Genomic DNA, 26,967 nt, shown 5'->3' with positions numbered 1-26,967 from the left:
GGTGGGCGTCAGTGGCGGAGGTGGCCTAGGGGGCGTCGGAGGCGGAGGTGGCGGAGGCGGCGTCGGTGCCGCAGGTGCCGCAGGTGCCGCAGGTGCAGCAGGTGCCGCAGGTGCCGCAGGTGCAGCGCAGCAGGGGCGCAGCAAAAAGAACAGCCCCGCTGCGACTGCAGCGGGGCTGTTCTTTGCTTCACGGGGGCCGTCAGACGGCCAACCCGATCAGGGGTCTAACTCAGATCAGCAAGTATTACTTGAGGATCTTGGTAACGCGTCCCGAACCAACGGTGCGGCCGCCTTCGCGGATAGCGAAGCCGAGGCCCTCTTCCATGGCGATGGGCTGGATGAGCGCAACGGTCATCTCAGTGTTGTCGCCAGGCATAACCATTTCCGTGCCTTCCGGCAGGGTGATAACGCCGGTTACGTCCGTGGTGCGGAAGTAGAACTGCGGGCGGTAGTTGGAGTAGAACGGGTTGTGACGTCCGCCTTCGTCCTTGGAGAGGATGTAGACGTTGGCCTCGAAGTCGGTGTGCGGGGTAATGGAACCCGGCTTGACGACAACCTGGCCACGCTCAACATCGTCGCGCTTCAGACCGCGGAGCAGGAGGCCACAGTTCTCGCCGGCCCATGCTTCGTCGAGCTGCTTGTGGAACATCTCGATACCGGTAACCGTGGTCTTCTGGACCGGGCGGATGCCGACGATCTCGACCTCGGAGTTGATGGCGAGGGTTCCACGCTCGGCGCGGCCCGTAACAACGGTGCCACGGCCGGTGATCGTGAAGACATCTTCGATCGGCATCAGGAAGGGCTTGTCGCGGTCGCGTACCGGGTCCGGCACGGAGTTGTCGACAGCTTCCATGAGGTCCTCGACGGACTTGACCCAAACCGGGTCGCCTTCGAGAGCCTTCAGGCCTGAAACGCGAACGACCGGAGCCTCATCGCCATCGAAGCCCTGAGCCGAAAGCAGCTCGCGAACTTCCATTTCGACGAGGTCGAGGAGCTCTTCGTCATCGACCATGTCCGACTTGTTCAGTGCAACCAGCAGGTAGGGAACGCCAACCTGGCGGGCGAGCAGGACGTGCTCGCGGGTCTGAGCCATCGGGCCGTCAGTGGCGGCAACCACGAGGATTGCACCGTCCATCTGTGCAGCGCCGGTGATCATGTTCTTGATGTAGTCAGCGTGACCCGGAGCGTCTACGTGTGCGTAGTGGCGCTTCTCGGTCTGGTACTCAACGTGGGAGATGTTGATGGTAATGCCGCGCTGACGCTCTTCGGGAGCAGAGTCAATAGACGCGAAGTCGCGCTGCTCGTTGAGTGTCGGGTACTTGTCGTACAGCACCTTGGAAATCGCGGCCGTCAGCGTCGTCTTACCGTGGTCAACGTGACCAATGGTGCCGATGTTGACGTGCGGCTTAGTCCGCTCGAACTTTGCCTTTGCCACAGGTTCCTCCTAGAACGTTTTCAAATGACTTACTCTTCGACCGCGCTTGTCGCGGCGAAACTTCAGTAAGTCTACTTGGGGGGCTTTGGATTGATGAAATTGCAGATTCAGGAACTAATACTAGTCCCTCGAGTCTGCCGGTGCAGATGGCCGGTCCCGGCTTGACCGGAAAGCGGCTGACCGGAACCGGCCATCTGCACCAGGTGTTTCTCCGTTGACGGAAACGCACCCGAGTTTGTTGCTGCGAGAGCCCTAGGGACTACTCGCCGCGGTTCTTCTGGATGATCTCGTCGGCAAATGCCTTCGGGACCTCGGCGTAGCTGTGGAACGTCATGGAGTACACAGCGCGACCCTGGGTCTTCGAGCGCAGGTCACCGATGTAGCCGAACATGCCGGACAGCGGGACGTGTGCCCGGATGACCTTGACGCCCTGGGCATCTTCCATGGACTGCATCTGGCCACGGCGGGAGTTGAGGTCACCGATTACTTCACCCATGTATTCCTCAGGGGTGCGGACCTCGACATCCATCAGCGGTTCGAGCAGGATGGGGTTCGCCTTGCGTGCGGCTTCCTTGAAAGCCATACGTCCGGCGATCTTGAACGCCATTTCCGAGGAGTCAACATCGTGGTACGCGCCGTCAATCAGCGTGGCCTTGATGCCGACAACCGGGTAGCCGGCGAGGACGCCGTCGTTCAGCGCATCCTGGATACCGGCGTCGACCGAGGGGATGTATTCGCGCGGAATACGTCCACCGGTGACCTTGTTCGAGAACTCGTACAGCTCGCCCTCGGACGTGTCCAGCGGCTCGATCGCGATCTGGATCTTTGCGAACTGGCCGGAACCACCGGTCTGCTTCTTGTGCGTGTAGTCGTGACGCTCTACAGCACGCTTGATGGTTTCGCGGTAGGCAACCTGGGGCTTGCCCACGTTTGCCTCGACCTTGAATTCGCGGCGCATGCGGTCCACCAGGATATCCAGGTGGAGCTCGCCCATGCCGGCGATGATGGTCTGGCCGGTGTCCTCGTTGAGGGAGACCTGGAAGGTCGGGTCCTCAGCGGAGAGCTTCTGGATGGCCGTGGAGAGCTTCTCCTGGTCACCCTTGGTGTTCGGCTCGATCGCAACAGAGATCACGGGCTCCGGGAAGCTCATGGACTCAAGGACGATCTGGTTGCTGGGATCACACAGGGTGTCGCCCGTGGTGGTGTCCTTCAGACCGATCGCTGCGTAGATGTGGCCAGCGGTAGCGCCGTCAACGGGCATTTCCTTGTTGGCGTGCATCTGGAACAGCTTGCCGATGCGCTCCTTCTTGCCCTTGGTGGAGTTGACCACCTGGGAGCCTGCTTCCACGTGACCGGAGTACACACGGATGAAGGTGAGCTGACCGAAGAACGGGTGCGTGGCAATCTTGAACGCCAGAGCCGAGAACGGCTCCTCGGAGGACGGCTTGCGCGTCAGTTCCTTCTCTTCGTCCCGGGGATCGTGACCGATCATCGGCGGGACGTCGAGCGGGTTCGGCAGGTAGTCCACGACGGCGTCAAGCATCGGCTGGACGCCGCGGTTCTTGAACGCGGAGCCGCAGAATACCGGGTAGAGCTCGGAGTTGATCGTCATCTTGCGGATGCCGGCCTTGAGCTCGTCGGTGGTGATTTCTTCACCTTCGAGGTACTTCTCCATGAGCTCTTCGGAGGACTCAGCAACGGTCTCAACGAGCGTTGCGCGGTACTCTTCGGCCTTTTCCTTGAGGTCAGCCGGGATCTCCTGGATCTCGTACTTGGCACCCATGGTGACGTCACCCTTGGAGTCGCCGGGCCAGACCAGTGCGCGCATGTAAAGCAGGTCGACGACGCCGATGAAGTCGTTCTCGGCGCCGATCGGCAGCTGCATGACGAGCGGCTTGGCACCGAGGCGGCTGATGATGGTGTCGACGGTGAAGTAGAAGTCAGCGCCGAGCTTGTCCATCTTGTTGACGAAGCAGATGCGCGGGACGTTGTACTTGTCGGCCTGGCGCCAGACAGTCTCAGACTGCGGCTCCACGCCTTCCTTGCCATCGAACACGGCAACTGCACCGTCGAGGACGCGCAAGGAGCGCTCAACCTCAACCGTGAAGTCAACGTGGCCGGGGGTGTCGATGATGTTGATCTGGTTGTTTTCCCAGAAGCAGGTCACGGCGGCAGACGTGATGGTGATGCCGCGTTCCTTTTCCTGTTCCATCCAGTCAGTCGTCGAAGCGCCGTCGTGCGTTTCGCCGATCTTGTGGTTCACACCTGTGTAGAACAGGATGCGCTCGGTAGTAGTGGTCTTGCCGGCATCAATGTGGGCCATGATGCCGATATTGCGGACCTTGCTAAGGTCGGTAAGCACGTCCTGTGCCACGGTGTCTCCCTTTCGGATGGACTGCACGTTCGCCGCCGGCTCGGTAGAGCCGGCGGCGTCCGGGAAGTATTACCAGCGGTAGTGTGCGAAGGCCTTGTTGGACTCGGCCATCTTGTGCGTGTCTTCGCGACGCTTCACAGCGGCACCGAGACCGTTGGAGGCATCCAGAATCTCGTTCTGGAGGCGCTCGGTCATGGTCTTCTCGCGGCGGGCCTTGGAGTAGCCAACCAGCCAGCGCAGGGCAAGTGCGGTGGAACGGCCCGGCTTGACCTCAACCGGAACCTGGTAGGTGGCGCCACCGACGCGGCGGGAGCGGACCTCGAGGGAAGGCTTGACGTTCTCCATGGCCTTCTTGAGGGCTGCAACCGGGTCGCCGCCGGACTTGGCACGAGCACCTTCGAGTGCACCGTAAACGATGCGCTCTGCGGTGGACTTCTTGCCGTCAACGAGCACCTTGTTGATCAGCTGGGTGACCAGCGGGGAGCCGTAAACGGGATCTAGGACTAGCGGCCGCTTGGGGGCCGGACCCTTGCGAGGCATATTACTTCTTCTCCATCTTTGCGCCGTAGCGGCTACGAGCCTGCTTACGGTTCTTGACACCCTGGGTATCGAGGGCACCACGGACGATCTTGTAACGGACACCCGGAAGGTCCTTAACGCGGCCGCCACGGACGAGCACAATGGAGTGCTCCTGCAGGTTGTGGCCTACACCGGGGATGTAAGCGGTGACTTCAACGCCACCGTTGAGGCGCACACGTGCAACCTTACGCAGAGCCGAGTTCGGCTTCTTCGGGGTCGTCGTGTAAACGCGGGTGCAGACACCGCGGCGCATGGGGCTGCCGTTAAGCGCGGGGGCCTTGGTCTTCTTGACCTTCGGCGTGCGGCCCTTGCGGACCAGCTGGTTAATCGTAGGCACTCTCGTGTTCTCCGTTTTATCCGGAGCGGCCGTTGGCAGCCGCTCTCTTGTCGCTGCGCCCCGCCGCTCGAGCTGGGAAGTTCTCTCCGGAGCGGCTGAGGCGAAGCCTTAATAGTCGGACCGCACGCCGGGATCCACGGACTTTCATCCCTGATTGCCCCTAGGCATGCGAAAATGTGGCATACGTTGCACAAGGACCCTGCAAACCGGAAACGTCGACCTGGTTCAGCCTTTCAGCTTCTACCGGCGCTCTCATCCACTGCCACAATAACAATTAGTCTCAAGTCTAACACGGACGGGTCCCGACCCTTAATCGGCGCGGAGCCGGGCCGGTCCGCCGTCGTACCTTAAACAGCAACGCGGGGTCACTTCGCGCCCAATCCAAGGTCCGGATTGGGCCGTAAGTGACCCCGCGTTGGTTTAGCGGTTAGCGGAAGTCGCTGCCCAGGTCGTAGTCATCCAGCGGGATGGCGTGGAACTCAGGAGCTCCGTCGCCGCCCAGGGAATCGTAGGAGAAGTCACTGAACGCGCTCGGGCCGGTGAACAGGTTGGCCTTCGCTTCCTCAGTGGGCTCCACCGTGACCTCGGTGTAGCGCGGGAGACCCGTGCCGGCCGGGATGAGCTTACCGATGATGACGTTTTCCTTGAGGCCGAGCAGCGGATCGCTCTTGCCTTCCATGGCCGCCTGCGTCAGGACGCGGGTGGTTTCCTGGAAGGAAGCTGCGGACAGCCAGGACTCGGTCGCCAGGGACGCCTTGGTGATGCCCATGAGCTCGGGACGGCCGGAAGCCGGCGTCTTGCCCTCGGACACAACGCGGCGGTTGGCATCCTCGAAGCGGCTGCGTTCGGCGAGCTCGCCGGGCAGCAGGTCCGATTCGCCGGACTCGATGACCGTGACGCGGCGCAGCATCTGGCGGACGATAACCTCGACGTGCTTGTCGTGGATACCGATGCCCTGGCTGCGGTACACGCCCTGGACTTCGTCAACCAGGAACTTCTGCGCGGCGCGGGGGCCCATGATGCGCAGAACCTGCTTGGGGTCGACCGGACCGTTGATGAGCTTCTGGCCGACGCTGACGTGCTCGCCGTCTTCGATGAGAAGACGTGAACGGCGCAGCACCGGGTAAGCGATCTCTTCGGATCCGTCATCCGGGGTGATGACCAGGCGCATCTGGCGCTCGGACTCTTCGATGGTGATGCGGCCGGCTGCTTCTGCAATCGGTGCGACACCCTTCGGAGTACGGGCTTCGAAGAGCTCCTGGATACGGGGCAGACCCTGGGTGATGTCGTCGCCACCGCTGGAGGAAACAGCACCACCGGTGTGGAACGTACGCATGGTCAGCTGGGTACCCGGCTCACCGATGGACTGTGCGGCGATGATGCCGACTGCCTCACCGATGTCGACGGTCTTACCCGTGGCCAGCGAACGGCCGTAGCACAGGGCGCAGGTGCCGACGCTGGACTCACAGGTGAGTACGGAGCGGACCTTGACCTCGGTGATGCCGGCTGCGAACAGTTCGGCAATGACGACGTCGCCGCAGTCGGTGCCGCCTGCTGCCAGGACCTTGCCCTTGGAGTCAACGACATCCACGGCCAGGGTGCGGGCGTACGCGCTGTTCTCGACGTTCTCGTCCAGGACCAGCTCGCCGTTGGCGTCAGCCACGGCGATGGCGGTCATAAGACCGCGCTCGGTACCGCAGTCCTCTTCGCGGACGATGACATCCTGCGAGACGTCCACCAAACGACGGGTCAAGTAACCCGAGTTGGCGGTACGCAGCGCGGTGTCAGCCAGACCCTTACGGGCACCGTGCGTGGCGATGAAGTATTCCAGCACCGACAGGCCCTCGCGGTACGAGGACTTGATCGGACGCGGGATGATCTCACCCTTAGGGTTGGCCACCAGGCCACGGATACCCGCGATCTGGCGGACCTGCATCCAGTTACCACGGGCGCCGGAGGACACCATGCGGTTGATCGTGTTCATCGGGGAGAGGCTGTCACGCATCGCCTGGGCGATCTCGTTCGTGGCCTTGTTCCAGATCTCGATCAGTTCCTGGCGACGCTCGTCATCGTCGATCAGGCCCTTGTCGTACTGGCCCTGGATCTTGGCGGCCATAGTCTCGTAACCGGCGAGGATCCGCGGCTTGTCCTTGGGCACCTCGATGTCGGAGATGGCGACGGTGACGCCGGACCGGGTGGCCCAGTAGAAACCGGCATCCTTCAGGTTGTCCAGCGTTGCCGCCGTGACGACCTTCGGGTACCGCTCGGCGAGGTCGTTGACGATCGTGGACAGTTCGCCCTTGTCGGCAACATTCTCGACCCACGGGTAGTCCGCGGGCAGGGTCTCGTTGAAGAGGACCTGGCCCAGGGAGGTCTGGACGAGCACGGTCTGACCCGGCTCGTAGCCTTCCGGAGCTTCCCAGCCGGCGTAAGGGACAAAGCCCTCAAGCCGGATCTTGACCTGGGAGTTCAGGTGCAGCTCGTGCAGGTCGAACGCCATGATGGCTTCCGCAACGGAGGAGAAGATCCGGCCCTCGCCAGCTGAACCGACACGCTTGGTGGTCAGGTGGTAGAGGCCGATGATCATATCCTGCGAAGGCAGCGTCACCGGGCGGCCGTCAGAGGGCTTCAGGATGTTGTTCGAGGACAGCATCAGGATGCGGGCCTCAGCCTGGGCTTCGGGGCTCAGCGGCAGGTGCACTGCCATCTGGTCGCCGTCGAAGTCAGCGTTGAAGGCGCCACAAACCAGCGGGTGGAGCTGGATTGCCTTACCTTCAACAAGCTGCGGTTCGAACGCCTGGATGCCGAGACGGTGCAGGGTGGGTGCACGGTTCAGCAGCACGGGGTGCTCGGTGATGATCTCTTCGAGGACATCCCAGACCTGCGGGCGGTAACGCTCGACCATCCGCTTGGCCGACTTGATGTTCTGGGCGTGGTTGAGGTCAACCAGGCGCTTCATCACGAACGGCTTGAAGAGCTCCAGCGCCATCTGCTTCGGCAGGCCACACTGGTGCAGCTTCAGCTGCGGGCCGACGACGATCACGGAACGGCCGGAGTAGTCAACGCGCTTACCCAGGAGGTTCTGGCGGAAACGACCCTGCTTGCCCTTGAGCATGTCGCTCAGGGACTTCAGCGGACGGTTGCCCGGTCCGGTGACCGGACGGCCGCGGCGACCGTTGTCGAAGAGGCTGTCAACAGCTTCCTGAAGCATGCGCTTCTCGTTGTTGACGATGATCTCCGGAGCACCCAGATCAAGCAGGCGCTTGAGCCGGTTGTTGCGGTTGATCACGCGACGGTAGAGGTCGTTGAGGTCGGAGGTCGCGAAGCGGCCACCGTCCAGCTGGACCATCGGGCGCAGTTCCGGCGGGATCACCGGGACGGCGTCCAGCACCATGCCAAGCGGGCTGTTGTTGGTCGTCAGGAACGCGTTGACCACCTTAAGCCGCTTCAGGGCACGGGTCTTGCGCTGGCCCTTGCCGTTGGCAATGATGTCGCGGAGCATGTCCGACTCGGCCTGCATGTCGAAGTTCTCAAGACGCTTCTTGATGGCTTCGGCACCCATGGAGCCTTCGAAGTACATGCCGTAGCGGTCGCGCAGTTCGCGGTACAGGCCCTCGTCGCCTTCAAGGTCAGCGACCTTGAGGTTCTTGAAGCGGTCCCAGACCTGCTCGAGGCGCTCGATTTCAGCATCCGCGCGCTTGCGGACGTTAGCCATCTGGCGGTCAGCGGAGTCGCGGGCCTTCTTCTTGTCGGCAGCCTTGGCGCCTTCGCCTTCGAGACGGGCAAGCTCGTTCTCAAGGTCGCGGGCGATCGTGGCGATGTCCGAGTCGCGGTTGTCGATCAGCTGCTTCTTCTCGATGTCGTGCTCAACCTGAAGGTTGGGCAGTTCCTCGTGGCGGCTGTCGGCGTCGACGCTCGTGATCATGTAGGCGGCGAAGTAGATGACCTTTTCGAGGTCCTTCGGTGCCAGGTCAAGGAGGTAGCCCAGGCGGGACGGAACACCCTTGAAGTACCAGATGTGCGTGACCGGGGCGGCCAGCTCGATGTGGCCCATGCGCTCACGGCGGACCTTTGCGCGGGTGACCTCAACGCCACACCGCTCGCAGATGATGCCCTTGAAGCGCACGCGCTTGTACTTGCCGCAGTAGCACTCCCAGTCGCGGGACGGGCCGAAGATCTTCTCGCAGAAGAGGCCGTCCTTCTCAGGCTTGAGCGTGCGGTAGTTGATGGTTTCCGGCTTCTTAACCTCGCCGTAAGACCAGCCACGGATGTCTTCCGCGGTGGCGAGGCCGATCTGCATGAGGCCGAAGGAGGATTCGCTGGACATATGGTCCCTGTTCTCTCTTGTTCTCTAAATTCTGAAGTCTTGGGTTACGGGAAGAGGGAGGGGTGCGCCGGGAAAAGTCAGCGCGGCGGGGCCGCTTGCTTTTCCCGGTACACCACCTGCTAAACCTCTTCTACGGAACTGGGCTCTGCACGAGACAGATCGATGCCCAGTTCTTCCGCAGCCGTGAAGACTGCGTCATCAGAGTCACGCATTTCAATTGTGGTTCCGTCCGTGGAAAGAACTTCCACGTTCAGGCACAGCGACTGCATTTCCTTGATCAAGACCTTGAAGGACTCAGGAACGCCCGGCTCCGGGATGTTCTCGCCCTTGACGATGGCTTCGTAGACCTTCACACGACCATGGATGTCATCCGACTTGATCGTGAGGAGCTCCTGGAGCGTGTAGGCGGCGCCGTAAGCTTCGAGCGCCCACACTTCCATTTCACCGAAGCGCTGACCACCGAACTGAGCCTTACCACCCAGCGGCTGCTGCGTGATCATGGAGTACGGGCCGGTGGAGCGCGCGTGGATCTTGTCGTCCACCAGGTGGTGGAGCTTCAGGATGTACATGTAGCCGACCGAGATCGGATCCGGGAACGGCTCGCCGGAGCGGCCGTCGAACAGGCGGGTCTTGCCTGAGGAGTTGATCAGGCGGACGCCGTCGCGGGTGACGTTGGTGGAGTCGAGCAGGCCCGTGATTTCCTCTTCACGTGCACCGTCGAAGACCGGCGTTGCAACAGTGGTCGAGCCACTCTCGCGCGGCAGGTTCGGCAGCTGCTTGACCCACTCGGGCTCGCCCTCGATCTTCCAGCCGGTCTTGGCAACCCAGCCGAGGTGCGTTTCCAGCACCTGGCCGACGTTCATACGGCCCGGAACACCCAGCGGGTTCAGGACGATATCAACGGGGGTGCCGTCGGCAAGGAAGGGCATGTCCTCGATCGGAAGGATCTTGGAGATAACACCCTTGTTGCCGTGACGGCCGGCGAGCTTGTCGCCGTCGGTGATCTTGCGCTTGGCGGCCACGTAGACGCGGACCAGCTGGTTGACGCCCGGGGGCAGCTCGTCGTCGTTGTCGCGGTCGAAGACGCGGACACCGATCACGGTGCCGGACTCGCCGTGCGGAACCTTCAGGGAGGTGTCGCGCACTTCGCGGGACTTCTCACCGAAGATGGCGCGCAGCAGGCGCTCTTCCGGGGTCAGCTCGGTCTCGCCCTTGGGCGTGACCTTTCCGACCAGGATGTCGCCGGCTTCGACCTCGGCGCCGATGTGGATGATGCCACGCTCGTCAAGGCCGGCCAGGACTTCCTCGGACACGTTCGGGATGTCACGGGTGATTTCCTCGGCACCAAGCTTGGTGTCGCGGGCATCGATCTCGTGCTCCTCGATGTGGATGGAGGAAAGAACGTCCTCAGCCACGATCCGCTGGGACAGGATGATGGCATCCTCGAAGTTGTGGCCTTCCCATGACATGAATGCCACGAGCAGGTTCTTTCCGAGGGCCAGTTCGCCCTGGTCCGTTGCCGGGCCGTCAGCGATGATGCCGCCGACCTCCAGGCGCTGGCCTTCGCTGACCAGAACGCGGTTGTTGTAGCAGTTGCCCTGGTTGGAGCGGGCGAACTTGTTGATGCGGTAGTTGGTTTCCGTGCCGTCATCGTTGAGCATGATGACGAGCTCGGCGGAAACCTCGGTGACCACACCGGCCTTCTTCGCGATGGTGACGTCACCGGCGTCGACAGCAGCGGCGCGCTCCATGCCGGTACCGACGAACGGTGCCTCGGAACGGACCAGCGGCACGGCCTGGCGCTGCATGTTGGCACCCATGAGTGCACGGTTAGCATCGTCATGCTCGAGGAACGGGATCAGGGCGGTAGCCACGGACACCATCTGGCGCGGGGAAACGTCCATGAACTCGACCTCGGCGGCGGGGACCAGCACAGGCTCGCCTCCACCACCACGGGCACGGACGAGGACGGTCTCTTCGGCGAACTTCTTGTTCTCGTCGAGCGGGGCGTTGGCCTGTGCAATCAGGACCTCTGCCTCGTCGTCGGCCGTGAGGTACTCGACCTCATCGGAGACAACACCCTCGGACACGAGACGGTACGGGGTCTCGATGAAGCCGAACGGGTTGATGCGGCCGTAGGAAGCCAGCGAACCGATCAGGCCAATGTTCGGGCCTTCAGGGGTTTCGATGGGGCACATACGTCCGTAGTGCGACGGGTGAACGTCTCGGACTTCCATGCCTGCACGGTCACGGGACAGACCACCCGGGCCAAGCGCCGACAGGCGGCGCTTGTGGGTCAGACCCGACAGCGGGTTGTTCTGGTCCATGAACTGGGACAGCTGGGAGGTTCCGAAGAACTCCTTGATGGCTGCCACGACGGGGCGGATGTTAATCAGCGTCTGCGGCGTGATGGCCTCGACGTCCTGGGTCGTCATCCGCTCGCGGACAACACGCTCCATACGGGACAGGCCGGTGCGGACCTGGTTCTCGATGAGCTCGCCGACGGCGCGGATGCGGCGGTTGCCGAAGTGGTCGATGTCATCGATCTCAACGCGCAGCTCGTGGTCCTGGCCGTCGCGCTTGCCGGTGAGGGTCTTCTCACCGGCGTGCAGGGCAACCAGGAACTTGATCATGGCCACGATGTCTTCAACGTGCAGGACAGACGCTTCCTTGTCACCAAGGGAGCGGTCGATGCCGAGCTTGCGGTTGATCTTGTAACGGCCGACCTTGGCCAGATCGTAGCGCTTGGAGTTGAAGTACAGGTTGTCCAGCAGGGACTGGGCAGCCTCGACCGTGGGCGGCTCGCCCGGTCGCAGCTTCCGGTAGATATCCAGCAAGGCGTCTTCGCGGGTCTCGGTGGCGTCCTTCTCCAGCGTCGCGCGCATGGAGTCGTACTGGCCGAACTCTTCGAGGATCTGGCCTTCGGTCCAGCCGAGGGCCTTCAGCAGCACCGTGACGGACTGCTTGCGCTTGCGGTCGAGACGAACGCCGACCTGGTCGCGCTTGTCGATTTCGAGTTCGAACCAGGCGCCGCGGGACGGGATGATCTTCGCGGTGAAGATGTCCTTGTCACTGGTCTTGTCGGCGGTGCGCTCAAAGTAGGCGCCCGGGGAGCGGACCAGCTGCGAGACAACGACACGCTCGGTGCCGTTGACGACGAAGGTGCCCTTCTCGGTCATCAGCGGGAAGTCACCCATGAACACGGTCTGCTGCTTGATTTCGCCCGTGTTGTTGTTCATGAATTCGGCCTTGACGTACAGCGGAGCCGAGTACGTTGCGTCCCGGTCCTTGCACTCAGCCATGGTGTATTTCGGGTCAGCGAACTCCGGCTCCGAGAAGCTCAGGGACATGGTGCCCTGGAAGTCCTCGATCGGGGAGATCTCTTCGAAAATGTCGGACAGACCCGAGGAGGTGGCGACGCTGAGGTCGCCTTCTTCGACGGCCTTGGCTACGCGTGCCTGCCAGCGCTCGTTTCCGACCAGCCAGTCAAAGCTGTCCGTTTGCAGGGCAAGCAGATTCGGAACGTCAAGTGGTTCGTGAATCTTTGCGAATGAGAGCCGGCGGGTTGCACCGTCGGTGCTGTCGGCATTGATAGCGGTTGCAGCGTTGTTTACATTAGAGGTGCTCGAGGCGACCAAGAGGGATCCTTCCACAGACCTTCAGGCGTTTTCAGATCTCCCCCGTTATGTACCCTGCAGAGTGACTCCGCAGTGCTACCAGTCCGGTTCCGCTATATGACCCGGGACCCGCGCTGACCATGCTGGTGCCGTTGTTGACGGCACATTGATGGCGCAGCTGCCAGGCTAAGCCCACCGCTATATGAAGGCTGAAGGTAAACAGGGAAGACGCAAATATCTACGATACGGCAAAGCAACCTACTTGTCTACCCCACTTCGCCCGGGATTGCAAGCACCGGCCCGGCTCCCGCCCGCGCCTGCCCCACACGCTCCCCCGCGCCGCCGCCGGTCAAATAGCACGGTGACGGGGGTCACGATAACCTTGCTGTAACTCGTTCAAGATCGGAAGAGATAACCATGAGCAACTCTGCAGACGACAATGATGTTGTCATCCTCGCCGCCGCCCGCACGCCCCAGGGGCGCCTCAACGGGCAGCTCGCCAGCTTCACGGCGGTGGAGCTCGGCGCCCACGCCATCCGCGCCGCGCTGGCAGCCAGCGGGGTGAAGGCCGAGCAGGTGGACTCGGTGATCATGGGCCAGGTGCTGCAGGCCGGGGCCGGCCAGAATCCCGCCCGCCAGAGCGCCATTGCCGCAGGCATCGGCTGGAACGTTCCCACCCTGACCATCAACAAGGTCTGCCTGTCAGGCCTGACGGCGGTGATCGATGCGGCCCGGATGATCCGCGCCGGCGACGCCACCGTCGTCGTCGCCGGCGGCCAGGAGTCCATGACCCGCGCTCCGCACATCCTTCCCGGTTCCCGGCAGGGCTGGACCTACGGCTCCGTCCAGGCGCTCGACGTCGCGGCCCATGACGGCCTGACCGATGCCTTCGACGGGCAGTCCATGGGCCTGTCCACCGAGACCAAGAACCTCACGCTGGGCATTGACCGCACCTCCCAGGACGAGGTGGCGGCCGCGTCCCATCAGCGCGCCGCCCGCGCCGCCAAAGACGGCGTGTTCGACCGCGAAATCGCCCCGATCAGCGTCAAGCAGCGCAAGGGGGAGCCGGTCATCCTGTCCGCGGATGAGGGCATCCGGCCGGACACCACGGTCGGCTCGCTGGCCGGCCTGCGGGCGGCGTTCGTTACGGACGGCACCATCACCGCAGGCAACTCATCCCCCTTGTCCGACGGCGCCTCCGCCCTCGTGCTGTCCTCCCGGAAGTTCGCCGAGGACAACGGACTGGAGTACCTCGCCGTTGTGGGCAAGCCCGGGCAGGTGGCCGGGCCGGACAACTCGCTGCATTCCCAGCCCTCCAATGCGATCAGGAGCGCCCTGGACAAGGCCGGCTGGTCGGCTGCGGACCTGGACTTCATCGAGATCAACGAGGCCTTCGGTTCCGTGGCCGTGCAGTCGCTCAAGGACCTGGACTACCCGCTGGACAAGTGCAACATCCACGGCGGCGCGATCGCCCTGGGCCACCCGATCGGTGCCTCCGGCGCCCGGCTGGCCCTGCACGCGGCGCACGAGCTGAAGCGGCGCGGTGCCGGCAAGGCTGCCGTATCCCTGTGCGGCGGCGGCGGGCAGGGCGAAGCGCTCCTGCTGTACCGCGACTGAACGCGATGACGGACCCCGCAGCCCCCGAAAGGGAAGCGGCTGGTGACGGGGCCGGCCGGGAGCGGTTCCTGGCCGACGCCGCCGCCCGCGGGCTCAGCGTCCAGCTCGTCGAGCGGCGCGCCGCCGGCAGCCTCGAGGAGGCGGCCCGGATCCTCGGCATCCAGCCCGGGGACATCGTGAAGTCGCTGGTGGTCAAGCACAAGGACGGCAGCTTCCTGTTCGCGTTGGTTCCCGGCGACCGCCAGATTTCCTGGCCCAAGCTCCGGGCGCTGCTCGGGGTCAACAAGCTCTCGCTCCCGGCGGCGGACGTGGCCCTTGCTGCCACGGGCTACGAGCGCGGCACCATCACCCCATTGGGAAGCACCGTGGCCTGGCCGGTGTACGCGGACCGGAGCATCACGGGCCGCCGGATTTCGATGGGCGCCGGGGAGCACGGCTACAGCGCCTTCGTGGACGCCGACGCCCTGACCGCCACCCTCGACGCCGTCGTCGCCGATATCTCGGAGCCGAACTGACCCTCCCGGCGATCTAGCCCGCCAGGGTTAACTCCCCGGGTTAACAAACACCAACGCGGGGTCACTTACGGCCCGTCCCGACGCCCGGGATGGGCCGTAAGTGACCCCGCGTTGCTGTTGGTGGGGGCTAGGGGGTGACGGTGAGGGCCGCGCCGTTGACGGTGAGCCGCCAGTTGTCCTGGCTGAACACGGCCACGTCCAGGGTCCCGTTGGCCACGACGTAGTCGATGATCCGCTGCCGGATTTCCTGCTGGCTGTTGGAGAGCACCGGGGCCGTCTTCACGGCGGGGAAGTTGCCGCCGCCGCTCTGCCGGTAGTTGTTGATGGCCAGGGCGAACTCCTGGTCCATGCGCAGGGCCTCGCCGCCGTAGCTGAGCCCGGTGATGCGCTCCCCCACCGGCTTCGCGAGGTCAATCTCGTAGGTCAGCGGCGCGTCAAGTCCGTAGACGACGTCGTAGTTGTAGTCCGGTGTCCCGCCCGGGGCCGTCGCAGTGACGGCGTTGGTGACGTCGGCGGCGCGGGCGGTGGTGCCGGAGACCGGCTTGAAGTACTGCGCGGACCATTCCAGGTAATCCTTGACCTGCGCGCCGGTGACCTTGATGGACAGCAGCGTGTTGTCGAAGATGTAGAGCCCGGCGACGTCCCGGATGGTCAGCGGCCCGGCCTTGACGTCCACGGCGCGGGAGAACGCCGCCGCGATGGAGAGGACGGGCAGCGCGGCGGCCGGCCCGTTGGCCAGTTCGGCCTTGATGGTGCTGGCCTGGACGTAGTTGATCGCGTCAATCGCGGCCGAGTCCTCCCAGCAGGCGGTAGCCGTGCTCAGCGGGGCGGTGCAGGTGCCGATCACCTCGTTGACGTACTTCACCGTCGCCTCGTGCCCGGCCTGGACGGCACGCACGACGGCGGGGTCGGCGTCGACCGTCTTGGCGTCCAGCAGGTGCGAGTGGGCGGACGTGACGGTCCACTGGCCCTTCTCCTTGACCAGTTCCAGGTCCATCACGGAGACGCGCATGCCCCACTTGAGCGGTTCGGTCAGGAGCACCTGCCTGCCGGAAGCCTTGTTGGTCACGAATCGTTCCGGGATCTCCAGGTGGGCGTGGCCGACCAGGATGGCGTCGATTCCGGGAACCTCTTCCGCCAGCTGGGTGGAGGCGTTCTCCGGGAACGGCAGGGCATCGCCGTAGGAGGAACCCGGCGTCGCGCCCGAGTGGCTCGTGACGATGACGACGTCGGCTCCGGCGGCCTTCAGCTGCGGGATGACGACTTTGGCTTCCTCGACGATGCCGTTGAAGTCCAGTTTGCCCTGGACGTTGTCGCGGTCCCACAGGGCGCAGCCGGGGGTGACCAAGCCGACCAGGCCCACGGTGACCCAGCCGTTGTCCGTCTTGACCCGCTTGAGCACGTAGGGGCTGAAGGCGCGCCGGCCGGTGACGGCGTCGTGGACGTTGGCGCCCAGCAGGGGAAAGTCGAGCTGGCTTTCCCACGTGCGCAGCAGCGGGATGCCGTAGTTGAATTCGTGGTTGCCGAGCCCGACGGCGTCGTACCCCACCGCGTTCATGGCCAGCGCCATCGGGTGCTTGACCGTGGCGGAGACGGGGTTGACCTTGGCGAAGTAGTAGGCCAGGGGTGTGCCCTGGATGGTGTCGCCGGCATCGATGGTGAGCGTGTTCGCCGCTCCGCGCTCGGCCCGCATCGCCTTGATCAGGGTGGCCGCCTGGGCGATGCCGATCTTGTTTCCTGCCGTGTCGGCGTAGGGCGTGTTCTTGAAGTAGTCCCAGTTGAAGACATTGTTGTGCAGGTCGGTGGTGCCAAGCACCGTCAGGGTGAACGGCTTTCCGCCGTTGCCCGGGGACGCGCTAACTGCCGGGGCCCCGGCCAGGGTCGCGGCGGCCGCACTGCCCCCGACGAGTGCCGCGGTGAGCATGGCACGGCGGGAGAGCGGAGTGGTGGGGTCGGTCATTGTGTGAGCTCCTCAACGTTGGCGGCCTGTTGGCACAAAGCCAAAGTCTAGGGCCCCCCTGCCCGGCAGAACAGAGAGTCAGCAATCTTTTTTGGAATTTCATGTTCTGTTTGGTTTCCGGCCCGGACGCAGGAAACCCCGCCCACCGGAGTGGACGGGGTTTCCCGGAGCGGAGCGGGAACGCAGGGTTCCCGGCCAGTTCGTGAAGCGGCGAGTTACTTGAGGGTAACGCGTGCGCCGGCTTCTTCGAGCTGTGCAACAGCCTTCTCGGCAGCTTCCTTGGTGACGCCTTCGAGGATGGCCTTCGGAGCGCTGTCAACAACGTCCTTGGCTTCCTTGAGGCCCAGGGAAGTGATTGCGCGAACTTCCTTGATGACTGCAATCTTCTTGTCGCCCGGGTGCTCCAGGATGACGTCGAATGCGGTCTGCTCTTCTTCTTCTGCAGCGCCGCCGGCAGCGGGGCCAGCAACTGCAACAGCAGCGGCCGTTACTTCGAAGGTCTCTTCGAAGAGCTTGACGAACTCAGAGAGTTCGATGATGGTGAGTTCCTTGAAAGCTTCAATGAGCTCTTCGTTGGTGAGCTTCGCCATGGTGTGGCGTCCTTCCTATAGTGGTGCTCGGCGGCCGGAGCCGTGCCTTCGCACCGGAGTCTGGTTTAGAGAGTTAGTTCTCTTCGGGGGCTGCGGCGTCGGCCGGAGCCTCAGCTGCTGCATCGGCCGGAGCCTCAGCTGCTGCGTCGGCCGGGGCTTCTTCAGCGGCGGGCGCTTCGGCTTCAGCCGGTACGCCGTTCTCTTCTTCAAGCTTGAGGCGCAGTGCGTCAATGATGCGTACAGCGGCGGCAGCAGGAGCCTTGAGGATGCCTGCAACCTTGGCGAGCTGCAGCTCACGGGACTCGAGTGCTGCCAGGGCAGCAACCTCGCTGGCGTTCAGTGCCTTGCCCTCGAAGTAACCGGTCTTGATAACCAGCTGCTTGTTGGTCTTGGCAAAATCCGTCAGGCTCTTGGCAGCGGCAACTGCGTCACCCTTGATGAACGCGATTGCAGTGGGGCCGGCGAGCTGGCCGTCGAATGCTTCGACACCAGCTTCCTTGGCTGCAATGGCGGTCAGGGTGTTCTTGACGACCGAGAACTTGGTGTCCTGGCCGAGAGAGACACGCAGCTGCTTGAGCTGTGCAACGGTGAGCCCACGGTATTCGGTCAGGACAGCGGCGTTCGATTCCTTGAAATCGTTAGTGATCTCAGCTACTGCTGAAACCTTGCTAGGCGTTGCCATAACCCTCCTTCCGGGGATAGTGCCGGTAATTTCCCGGTCCCCGCTCAAAAGAGCTAAAAACTAAAAAACGCCCCGCGCAGATGCACGGGGCTTGTCTCGACGCAGTCCATGACTGCGGAGCTTTGCTTCGTTCACCTGCGCCGGCCGCCCTATGTTCAGGGTCCTTCGTCCGGAGATCCACTGGCTCTCCCGGCGCGACTGCAGAAGTGAGTCTTGCTTGGGAGAGTGGATTTCCAACAACCGACGGTCTTTGGTCCCCCCAGCTTACGCGAGACCGGGCGTGTGCTCCAAATCGTGGCCCCGGCGGGAGCCGCAGGGCCCTGGAACGCCGTCAGCTGAGGCTGGGGCCGAAGTCCGGGAGTTCCTTTTGCCAGATGCCTGTCACGCCGGCGGTGGTGAATCCGAGCTGCTGGTTGACGGTGAGCAGGTAACGGTTTTCCGGGGCGTTCCAGGTGTAGAGGACCCGGGCGTCCGGGAACTGCTCCGAGAGCCTCTCCATGTTCGAGACCTTGATCAGCAGGCCCAGTTTGTTGCCGCGGTGCTCCCGCAGGACCACGGTGTCGTCCTGGAACACGACGTCGGGGCGCATCGCGAGGACGCTGATGGTGGTCAGGCCCACGAGCCCGCCGCTGGCGATGTGTTCGACGGCGGTGACCACGGTCCGGCGTCCCTGCGCGATGGCGACGTCCTCGGCCTCGCGGAGGATGCCGCCGTCGAACACCATGCCCCCGTCGTCGGCCCCGGGCACACCGTCTTCGCCGGCGCTGTTTTCGAGCGCGGCGACGGCTTCGAGCCATTGTTCCGGGCACCGGTCCGTCCAGTGGTGCAGCCGGTACCGGCCGGCGTTCGCTTCCTCGGCCTCGGTTTCCAGCTGCTCCACGAGCTCACTGTCGAGGGGCAGCGTGCAGGCACTGAATTGTTCGATGTGCTGCAGGGTGTAGCCGCTGTGCCGGGCGAATTCCACTTCCCGGCTGTGCACCGGGACGAAGCCAAGGCCCGTCCCGGGCACGAGCTGGCCGGCTTCGCTGTCGCCCAGCGATGAGCTCGGATGGTTCGTGTCAATCAGGATGGTGTGACGGCCCTCGTCCCGGGCAAAGTGCTCCGCGGCTTCGAGGAGTTGCCGGCCGACGCCGCGGCCCTGGAACTCCGGCAGGATGTCGAGGGCAAATTCGGCCAGGTCGAGGTTATCCGAAAGGGGCAAGGCGATGTCGACGGTCCCGACGATTTCGCCGTCAATCCTGGCCACGAGGATGACCTGGCGCTCGTACGGGTCCGCCATTTCCAGCAGTTTCTCCCGGGGCGCATAGGCAAGGTCATCGCTCCCCCAGGTCTGCATGCGCACCTTGCGGCCCACCTCGACGGCGGCAATAAAGTCGGCAGCGTCCGTCCCGTCAAGGGAATCGGGGATCCACAGCTGTTCAATCCGTACGTCGTTTGCCATAACGGGCATCATCCCCAGCTGTTCTGCCATCTACGGGTACCGGAATCCCGGCACTAACAGGGTTTCCACCGTCAGCATATGCCGGTTTACGCCGGCGTTCCATCGTCCGACGTGCGCCGGTCCCGCTACGACGCCCGGGCGGCGGCGTCGAGGGTCCGCTGCCATTCACCGTCGAAGCCGGCCGGCCGGGAACCGAGTGCAACGTTGATGGCGAGCATGTGGCCGCTTTCCGCGGCGTTGAAGGTAACAACGCGTTCCACGGCCGGGAACTGCGCGAGCAGGCGGCGGAGGTTGCGGATCTTGACGAGCATGCCCAGGCGGTGGCCACGGTGCCCGGCTGCGACGAGGGTGTCGTCCGGGTCGCCCAGCCACGGTTTCGACGGCGTGAGTTGAAGCACCGAGTAGGCAGCCAGTTCCCCGCTGCCACGGTGCCACATCCCACACCTCCGGGTCGTAGCTCAGGTCCCCGATCGGCGCGTCCGTGCTCCTCCGGGACATCAGCACGGCGAGCTCCAGCGCATCCCACGACGCGGCATGCGCGCGGACATCCAGGGCGCTGAAGCGCGAGACCTGTTCCAGCCGGTACCCGGCTTTCAGGGCGAAGCGGACGCCCCGCGCGTCAGCGGGACGTGCCCCCGACCCGGTGGCCGGCCTGACGTTTGCGTCGTGGTCTTCCGGGTCGAAGCCGGCGGGGTGCTCCGTGTAGCTCTGCAGGATGGTGCGGCCCGCCGCGGCCGCCAGCGCCTCCGCGTGGCGCAGCAGCGCCCGGCCGATTCCCCCGGCGGCTGAACTTCTCAAGCACATCGACGTGGACGGTCGCGCTGCCGAGGTTCTCCTGAAGTCCGAAGCGGACCCAGGACCTTGCTGCCATTCGTCCGTCCTGGCGCACAAAGAACAGCAGGATTTTCCGGTAGGCGTTGTCCCGCCAGAACTGAAGCCGGGCCGCGGGCGGGGTTGACCGGTCCAGGTTGCCCCAGGTCTGGAGCGTCAGGGCGTCGCACAGTTCCCCGACCTCGAGGAAGTCGCCGGCGTCCGGGGAATCGAGGGCGTCGGGTAGCAAGAGGCGTTCAATGCGGCAGGTCGCGGCAGTCACCGGAACAGCGTAGCCGGTGCCCCGGAATGCGGAAAAGACCGCCCCGCGGATGCGGGACGGTCTCTTCTGTTGCCTGCTGCCAGGCGGGTGAGGCTTAGACCTCGGTCAGGACCTTGGTGACGTTGGGGTCAACCGAGATGCCCGGGCCAAACGTGGTGGCGACGGTGGCCTTCTGGATGTAGCGTCCCTTGGAAGCGGACGGCTTGAGGCGGAGGACCTCTTCCAGAGCGGCGGCGTAGTTCTCGGCCAGCTTGAGGGCGTCGAAGGAAACCTTGCCGATGATGAAGTGCAGGTTCGAGTGCTTGTCGACGCGGAAGTCGATCTTGCCGCCCTTGATGTCGTTGACGGCCTTGGCGACGTCAGCGGTCACGGTGCCGGTCTTCGGGTTCGGCATCAGGTTACGCGGACCCAGGACCTTGCCGAGGCGGCCAACCTTGCCCATGAGGTCAGGGGTGGCAACGGCGGCGTCGAAGTCGGTCCAGCCGGCTGCGATCTTTTCGATCAGGTCATCGGAACCAACGAAGTCGGCGCCGGCTGCGATTGCTGCCTCAGCCTTGTCGCCCGTGGCGAAGACGAGGACGCGGGCGGTCTTACCGGTGCCGTGCGGCAGGATAACGGTGCCGCGGACCATCTGGTCAGCCTTACGCGGGTCTACACCCAGGCGGAATGCAACCTCAACGGTGGCGTCGAACTTGGACGGGTTGGTGTCCTTGGCGAGCGTCACTGCCTCGAACGGCGCGTAGAACTTCTCCGCGTCGATCTTGGCTGCGGCTGCCTCATATGCTTTGCTGCGCTTTGCCATGCTGCTTATTCTCCTTGTGCAGTTGTGGTCTGCGGACCGCGCTGGGCCCTGCCACAGTCGGGAGTCCGGGTGGTTTGTCCGGATTCCCAACATCTCAATGTTTAGGTGGTGCCGGTTGCCCGGCGGGGAAGGCTATTAGCCTTCGACGGTGATACCCATGGAACGGGCGGTGCCGGCGATGATCTTCGCGGCGCCTTCCAGGCTCGTGGCGTTGAGGTCTTCCATCTTGGTGGTGGCGATCTCGTTGACCTGGGCCTGGGTCAGCTTTGCAACCTTGACGGTGTGCGGGGTGGGCGAACCCTTGGCAACGCCTGCAGCCTTTTTGATGAGCTCTGCAGCCGGCGGGGTCTTGGTGATGAACGTGAAGGAACGGTCCTCGTAGACCGTAATTTCCACGGGGATAACGTTGCCGCGCTGGGCTTCCGTCGCAGCGTTGTACGCCTTGCAGAATTCCATGATGTTGACACCGTGCTGGCCAAGCGCAGGACCGATGGGCGGGGCCGGGTTAGCGGCACCTGCCTGGATCTGCAGCTTGATGAGGCCGGTGACCTTCTTCTTGGGAGCCAATGTAGGGTCCTTCTCTCAAATTTTTCCTGGGACACAGGAGCGTGCCTCAGGTTGTTGGCCGCCATGGCGAGGCGGCCGGCCGCACCTGGCTGCTAAAGCGGGCAGCCCGGGGCGAATTCTGTGGGGAAAAGCTAGATCTTGCTGACCTGGTTGAAGGCCAGCGTGACCGGGGTCTCGCGCTCGAAGATGGAGACCAGGACCACGAGGGTCTGGGAGTCCACCTTGATTTCGGAGATCGTGGCCGGAAGGGTCTCGAAGGGGCCCTCCTTGACGATGACCGACTCGCCAACCTCGAAGTCGACGTCGATCTGCGCGGCCGCGTGCTTGATCGGCTTGCCTTTCTCGGCCTGCTCTTCCTCGAAGACCGGGGCGAGCATGGAGAAGACCTCGTCGAGGCGCAACGGGACCGGGTTGTGGGCGTTGCCCACGAAGCCGGTGACGCCGGGAGTGTGGCGGACGGCGCCCCAGGAGGCATCCGTCAGGTCCATGCGGACCAGGACGTAACCGGGGATGCGGACGCGGTTGATGACCTTGCGCTGAGCGTTCTTGATCTCAACGACTTCCTCCATCGGAACCTGGATTTCGAAGATGTAATCTTCCATGTCCAGGGTCTGGATGCGGGTTTCAAGGTTGGCCTTGACGCGGTTTTCGTAGCCGGCGTAGGAGTGGATGACGAACCAGTCACCCTCCTGGCGGCGCAGCTTGGCCTTGAACTCATCGGCCGGGTCAACCTCGGCGGCGGCGGCGGCAGCGGCCAGCGCGTCGTCGGACCCTTCCTCGGCTTCGACTGCTTCATCGCCAGCGTCGGCGGTCTCCGCCTCAGCGGACTCGCCAGTGGTGGCTTCGCCAGCCTCTGCCGTGTCAGCGGCTTCGTCGGCGACGTCGGATTCGGGCGCAGCAGACGTAGCCTCGGACTCTTCCCCGGCTTCCACCGCGGCGTCCTGGCTCTTATCCAGCTCAGTCTCAGTTACCTCGAGCTCCTGCTCAGACACTTGGTCTCCTGCTTCCTCATTGCCTAACATGCCTATTTAAATGACTCAATTCCGCACACCCCGCAGAACCTCCGGAATCCCGGTGGTAATCCACGTAGTCTGCGGACCGGTCGCGTCAGCGGTCCGTGGGGCTCGTCCCGCCGAATACCCAGCCCACTGCGGTCCCGAAGGCCAGATCCAGCACGGTGGTAAGGAGCATCATGATGACCACGAATACCAGCACCACGATCGTGTAGTTGATCAGTTCCTTGCGGGTCGGTGCAACAACCTTCTTCAGTTCGCCGATGACCTGGCGGACGAAGAGGGCGATTCGAGCGAAGAAGCCTGCCTTGGGGGCATTCTTGGCGGGGCGGCCACTTGAGCTGCTTGCAGCTGTTTCGGTCACCTGGTCCTCACTCATCCTCGCAATGTCGGATACCCGGCTCTGAACTGAACCATGGTTGCTGCGCTTGCCCCGGAGAAACCGGGACAGCTTGCGCAGGGCAGACAGGACTCGAACCTGCAACCTGCGGTTTTGGAGACCGCTGCGCTACCAATTGCGCCACTACCCTATGGATCAAAAACCAGTTCCGGCCCGTTTCCCCAGACTTCGCTGAGGCGCAGACCATCATCGTGTTTTCAACACCGGAGAACCAGTCTACGCAACAACTGCGCCTACGTCGAACCGGCCCTGACGGAGCGTCCATCCCCCCGGGAAATCCTGCAGAGAAACCGGGCGGGAAAACGAAGCGAGAAAAACCGGCGGCTGAAGCATCTGCCGCAACGGCAGTCACATTTCCGCGCCGTCTCCCCGGACGATCCGGTGAACAGCATAGAGTAGATTCCGTCGAATCCCACAAACAGCCACCGAAGCTGCTAGCGAAGAATGGACCCGCGATGCCTGCCGCCCGCATTTCACAGCGAATTTCCGCCATAGCCGAATCCGCCACGTTGGCTGTCGATGCCAAGGCGAAGGCGCTGAAGGCGGCCGGCCGGCCGGTGATCGGTTTCGGCGCCGGCGAGCCGGACTTCCCGACCCCCAACTACATCGTGCAGGCGGCCATCGAAGCCGCCGGGCAGCCCAGGTTCCACCGCTACTCCCCCGCCGGCGGCCTGCCGGAGCTGAAGCAGGCCATCGCGGCCAAGACGTTCCGGGATTCCGGCTACAAGGCCGAGGCGTCGCAGGTGCTCGTCACCAACGGCGGCAAGCAGGCCGTGTACAACACCTTCGCCACGCTGCTCGATCCGGGCGACGAGGTCATCGTCCCCACGCCGTTCTGGACCACCTACCCGGAGGCCATCCGGCTGGCCGGAGGCGTGCCGGTGGAGGTTTTCGCCGGACCAGAGCAGGAATACCTGGTCACGGTGGAGCAGCTCGAAGGCGCCCTGACGGACCGCAGCAAGATCCTGCTCTTCGTCTCCCCCTCCAACCCCACCGGCGCCGTGTACTCGCCGGAGCAGGTCAGGGAGATCGGCCTGTGGGCCGCTTCGAAGGGCCTGTGGGTTGTCACGGATGAGATCTACGAGCACCTGACGTACGACGGCGTGCCCTTCACCTCGATCGCGACGGCCGTCCCCGAGCTGGGCGACAAGGTCGTCATCCTCAACGGCGTGGCGAAAACCTATGCCATGACCGGCTGGCGTGTCGGCTGGATGATCGGGCCGGCCGACGTGATCAAGGCCGCGACGAACCTGCAGTCGCACGCGACGTCGAACGTGTCCAACATCCCGCAGATGGCCGCCCTTGCCGCGGTGTCCGGGCCGCTGACCGCCGTCGACGAGATGAAACTCGCCTTCGACCGCCGCCGCAAAGCCATCGTGGCCGGGCTGAACGCCATCGAGGGCGTGGAATGCCCGACGCCGAAGGGCGCCTTCTACGTGTACGCGGACGTCCGCGCCCTGCTCGGCAAGGAGTTCCCGTCCGCGAACGGGCCCGTCCGGCCTGCGACCTCGGCAGAGCTGGCCACACTGATCCTGGACGAAGTGGAGGTGGCGGTGGTTCCTGGCGAGGCGTTCGGCCCCTCCGGCTACCTGCGCCTCTCCTACGCCCTCGGCGACGAGGACCTTGCCACCGGCGTCGCCCGCCTGCAGGACTTCCTCGGCAAGGCTAAGTAGGGCGCCCCCGTACAACGCACCCCGCAGGACTGGACATGTCCAGTCCTAACCACGAGCAGTGGGCAGAATGCCATTCTGTCCACTGTTCGCGCTTAAGAATGGGCATGTCCGGGCTGAAGGTGTGCTTAAGAATGGGCATGTCCGGGCTGCGGGAGCGTCAGAGCAGCCGGCGCTCGGCGGCCCAGCGGGTGAGTTCGTGCCTGCTGGAGAGCTGGAGCTTGCGCAGCACCGCCGAGACGTGGGTTTCCACGGTCTTGATCGAGATGAACAGTTCCTTCGCGACTTCCTTGTAGCTGTAGCCGCGGGCGATCAGCCGCATCACCTCGAGCTCGCGGGCGGAGAGCCTGTCCAGTTCGTCGTCGGCGATGTCGGCCGGGGCGGTACCGAAGGCGTCCAGCACAAAGCCGGCCAGTCGGGGCGAGAAGACGGCGTCGCCGCCCGCGACCCGCCGGACGGCGTCCGAAATTTGCGCGCCGGAAATGGTCTTGGTCACGTAGCCGCGGGCGCCGGCCCGGATCACCGAGACGACATCCTCGGCCGCGTCAGAGACGCTCAGGGCCAGGAAGCGGGTGCTGCCCAGCAACGGCGCCGAGCCGGCCAGCACTTCGCGGCCGCCGCCGCCCAGGCCGCCCGGTAAATGGACATCGAGGAGAACGACGTCGGGACGGACGGCCGCGATCACGGCCACGGCCTCTTCCACCGTTCCGGCCTCACCGGCAACAACAATGTCCGGGTCCAGGTCGGCCTTCAGGCCGGAGCGGAAGATGGCGTGGTCATCCACGATCACCACCCGGATTCCGGGCGCCGGGCGCCCCGCTTCAGTGCTGGTCACAGTCGTACCTCTCCGTTGCTGTTGCTGGCGCCGGCGGGTGCCGCTGACAGGGGCAGCCTCAGCCGCACCTCGGTGCCGTCCGGGCTGCTGATGATGGTGGCGGTGCCGCCGTGGCGGTTCATCCGCCCGATGATCGATTCGCGGACCCCCATCCGGTCCGCGGGGACGGCGTCCGGGTCGAAGCCGGGGCCGCGGTCCTTCACGAAGACCTCGGCCGAGCCGTCGGTCACTTCCAGGTACACGGATACCGCGCCGCCGCCGTGCCGGGCCGCGTTCAGCATCGCCTCGCGGGCTGCCTGGACAAGGGCCTCGTGGCGTTCGGACATGGCGCAGTCGCCCACGGTGACCACCTCGACGGCGTGGCCCAGGGTGTCTTCCACTTCAGCCGCAGCCGCCATGATGCCCTCGGACAGTTGCCCGGCCTCCTTGCCCGGGTTCCGGTACAGCCAGCCCCTCAGCTCGCGCTCCTGGGCGCGGGCAAGGCGGACGACGTCGCTCTCGTTGCCGGCTCGCCGCTGGATCAGGGCCAGCGTCTGCAGCACCGAGTCATGAAGGTGCGCCGCGATCTCGGCCCGTTCGGTGGCGCGGACCCGCCCGGCCCGTTCCGTCTCCAGGTCCCGCCAGAATTTCAGTCCCCAGGGCAGAAGAACCAGTGCCACGCCGCCGAGCACCGCCACGGAGGACAGCAGGGCGAGCCACGTCTGTTCCCAGGACCCGGAGCCGGAGACCATCACCAGGACTCCCGCCACGACAAGCGCCAGGCCGGCCGCGAGGCGGGCCCAGCCGCCGGCCTGGTCCGCTTTGGTCTTGTCTACGAGCCCTGCCCGCCGGGTCTCATCCAGCTGCATCCAGGCAATGGCAGCGCCGCCGAGGATGGCCGCTACCGGGATGAGGGTTCCGAGCGGAACATCGACGCCGAGCAGGCGTGCGATCAGGATGCCGGCGGCCAGCAGAAGTCCCGCGCCGAGCAGTATCTCCTTGCCGTAACGCATCCCGGTGACCCTGTTCCGCCAGGTGTCGGCCGGAGCCGCTCCGGCTGGCGCGGCTGCCGCCCGCGGAGTTGGCGTGCCGGCAGCAGCGGCTGCACCGGGGGTCGGGGCCACCATCGGGGGG

General features: G+C 64.4%; 21 protein-coding genes and 1 tRNA gene. 3 read left to right on the top strand and 19 right to left on the bottom strand.

The window, feature by feature from the left end; all coding sequences use genetic code 11:
* Positions 1-244: 244 nt before the first annotated feature.
* From tuf to rpoB, 6 genes are all read right to left on the bottom strand, one after another.
* Positions 245-1,435 carry an elongation factor Tu gene (tuf, locus tag BJQ90_RS11035; protein ID WP_069949303.1) on the bottom strand — a complete coding sequence of 397 codons (1,191 nt, stop codon included), beginning with the start codon at positions 1,433-1,435 and terminating at the stop codon, positions 245-247.
* 259 nt (positions 1,436-1,694) lie between these two features.
* Positions 1,695-3,809: an elongation factor G gene (gene fusA / locus BJQ90_RS11030; RefSeq protein ID WP_226760322.1), complete on the bottom strand. Its 2,115-nt coding sequence runs from the start codon at positions 3,807-3,809 to the stop codon at positions 1,695-1,697.
* Between the two features lie 69 nt (positions 3,810-3,878).
* A complete protein-coding gene (rpsG, locus tag BJQ90_RS11025) occupies positions 3,879-4,349 on the bottom strand; it encodes a 30S ribosomal protein S7 (protein WP_011692813.1) in 471 nt (156 codons plus the stop codon).
* A 1-nt stretch (position 4,350) separates the two neighbouring features.
* Complete coding sequence (rpsL, locus tag BJQ90_RS11020; protein ID WP_011692814.1) at positions 4,351-4,725, bottom strand: 30S ribosomal protein S12; 375 nt, start codon at positions 4,723-4,725, stop codon at positions 4,351-4,353.
* Between the two features lie 427 nt (positions 4,726-5,152).
* Positions 5,153-9,052 carry a DNA-directed RNA polymerase subunit beta' gene (locus BJQ90_RS11015; RefSeq protein WP_226760321.1) on the bottom strand — a complete coding sequence of 1,300 codons (3,900 nt, stop codon included), beginning with the start codon at positions 9,050-9,052 and terminating at the stop codon, positions 5,153-5,155.
* A 119-nt stretch (positions 9,053-9,171) separates the two neighbouring features.
* On the bottom strand, positions 9,172-12,690 hold the full coding sequence (rpoB, locus tag BJQ90_RS11010; protein WP_226760320.1) for a DNA-directed RNA polymerase subunit beta: 3,519 nt from the start codon (positions 12,688-12,690) through the stop codon (positions 9,172-9,174).
* Between the two features lie 396 nt (positions 12,691-13,086).
* On the opposite strand from rpoB, the gene BJQ90_RS11005 reads away from it, so the two are divergent.
* Entirely contained in the window at positions 13,087-14,286 is a 1,200-nt protein-coding gene (locus BJQ90_RS11005) for an acetyl-CoA C-acetyltransferase (RefSeq protein ID WP_226760319.1), read from the top strand.
* A 5-nt stretch (positions 14,287-14,291) separates the two neighbouring features.
* On the top strand, positions 14,292-14,801 hold the full coding sequence (locus BJQ90_RS11000) for an aminoacyl-tRNA deacylase (protein WP_226760318.1): 510 nt from the start codon (positions 14,292-14,294) through the stop codon (positions 14,799-14,801).
* 127 nt (positions 14,802-14,928) lie between these two features.
* Here the strand turns inward: BJQ90_RS11000 and BJQ90_RS10995 are convergent, their stop codons facing one another.
* The 11 genes from BJQ90_RS10995 to BJQ90_RS10945 form a co-directional block, all read right to left on the bottom strand.
* Complete coding sequence (locus BJQ90_RS10995) at positions 14,929-16,761, bottom strand: bifunctional metallophosphatase/5'-nucleotidase (protein WP_226760317.1); 1,833 nt, start codon at positions 16,759-16,761, stop codon at positions 14,929-14,931.
* 215 nt (positions 16,762-16,976) lie between these two features.
* Positions 16,977-17,351 carry a 50S ribosomal protein L7/L12 gene (rplL, locus tag BJQ90_RS10990; RefSeq protein ID WP_024365995.1) on the bottom strand — a complete coding sequence of 125 codons (375 nt, stop codon included), beginning with the start codon at positions 17,349-17,351 and terminating at the stop codon, positions 16,977-16,979.
* A gap of 73 nt (positions 17,352-17,424) precedes the next feature.
* Positions 17,425-18,033 (bottom strand): 50S ribosomal protein L10, encoded by a 609-nt coding sequence (gene rplJ, locus BJQ90_RS10985; protein WP_226760316.1) that lies wholly within the window; start codon positions 18,031-18,033, stop codon positions 17,425-17,427.
* Between the two features lie 331 nt (positions 18,034-18,364).
* Positions 18,365-19,474, bottom strand: coding sequence for a GNAT family N-acetyltransferase (locus tag BJQ90_RS10980; protein ID WP_226760315.1), 1,110 nt, complete (start codon positions 19,472-19,474; stop codon positions 18,365-18,367).
* 125 nt (positions 19,475-19,599) lie between these two features.
* Positions 19,600-19,911, bottom strand: coding sequence for a hypothetical protein (locus BJQ90_RS10975; protein WP_226760314.1), 312 nt, complete (start codon positions 19,909-19,911; stop codon positions 19,600-19,602).
* Positions 19,912-20,093: 182 nt separating this feature from the next.
* A complete protein-coding gene (locus BJQ90_RS10970) occupies positions 20,094-20,567 on the bottom strand; it encodes a hypothetical protein (RefSeq protein WP_226760313.1) in 474 nt (157 codons plus the stop codon).
* Positions 20,568-20,661: 94 nt separating this feature from the next.
* Positions 20,662-21,369, bottom strand: a complete 708-nt coding sequence (gene rplA, locus BJQ90_RS10965) for a 50S ribosomal protein L1 (RefSeq protein WP_024365991.1) — start codon at positions 21,367-21,369, stop codon at positions 20,662-20,664.
* Between the two features lie 135 nt (positions 21,370-21,504).
* Positions 21,505-21,936, bottom strand: coding sequence for a 50S ribosomal protein L11 (rplK, locus tag BJQ90_RS10960; RefSeq protein ID WP_024365990.1), 432 nt, complete (start codon positions 21,934-21,936; stop codon positions 21,505-21,507).
* 131 nt (positions 21,937-22,067) lie between these two features.
* Positions 22,068-22,928 (bottom strand): transcription termination/antitermination protein NusG, encoded by an 861-nt coding sequence (gene nusG / locus BJQ90_RS10955; protein WP_226760312.1) that lies wholly within the window; start codon positions 22,926-22,928, stop codon positions 22,068-22,070.
* 115 nt (positions 22,929-23,043) lie between these two features.
* Positions 23,044-23,328: a preprotein translocase subunit SecE gene (gene secE, locus BJQ90_RS10950; protein WP_226760311.1), complete on the bottom strand. Its 285-nt coding sequence runs from the start codon at positions 23,326-23,328 to the stop codon at positions 23,044-23,046.
* Between the two features lie 78 nt (positions 23,329-23,406).
* Positions 23,407-23,479 (bottom strand) — tRNA-Trp (locus BJQ90_RS10945).
* A gap of 325 nt (positions 23,480-23,804) precedes the next feature.
* Between BJQ90_RS10945 and BJQ90_RS10940 the strand changes: the two genes are divergently transcribed.
* Positions 23,805-25,022 carry a pyridoxal phosphate-dependent aminotransferase gene (locus BJQ90_RS10940; RefSeq protein ID WP_226760310.1) on the top strand — a complete coding sequence of 406 codons (1,218 nt, stop codon included), beginning with the start codon at positions 23,805-23,807 and terminating at the stop codon, positions 25,020-25,022.
* Positions 25,023-25,179: 157 nt separating this feature from the next.
* On the opposite strand, the gene BJQ90_RS10935 is transcribed toward BJQ90_RS10940, so the two are convergent.
* A complete protein-coding gene (locus BJQ90_RS10935) occupies positions 25,180-25,854 on the bottom strand; it encodes a LuxR C-terminal-related transcriptional regulator (RefSeq protein WP_226760309.1) in 675 nt (224 codons plus the stop codon).
* The coding region (locus BJQ90_RS10930) for a sensor histidine kinase (protein WP_226760308.1) at positions 25,851-26,967 on the bottom strand (1,117 nt) is incomplete at its 5' end. The genes BJQ90_RS10930 and BJQ90_RS10935, both read right to left, overlap by 4 nt.

Origin of the sequence: Arthrobacter sp. SO3, assembly GCF_020532825.1 — a bacterium.
In the GTDB taxonomy this organism is placed as follows: Bacteria; Actinomycetota; Actinomycetes; order Actinomycetales; family Micrococcaceae; genus Arthrobacter.
This window is presented reverse-complemented; position numbering and strand designations above follow the sequence as displayed.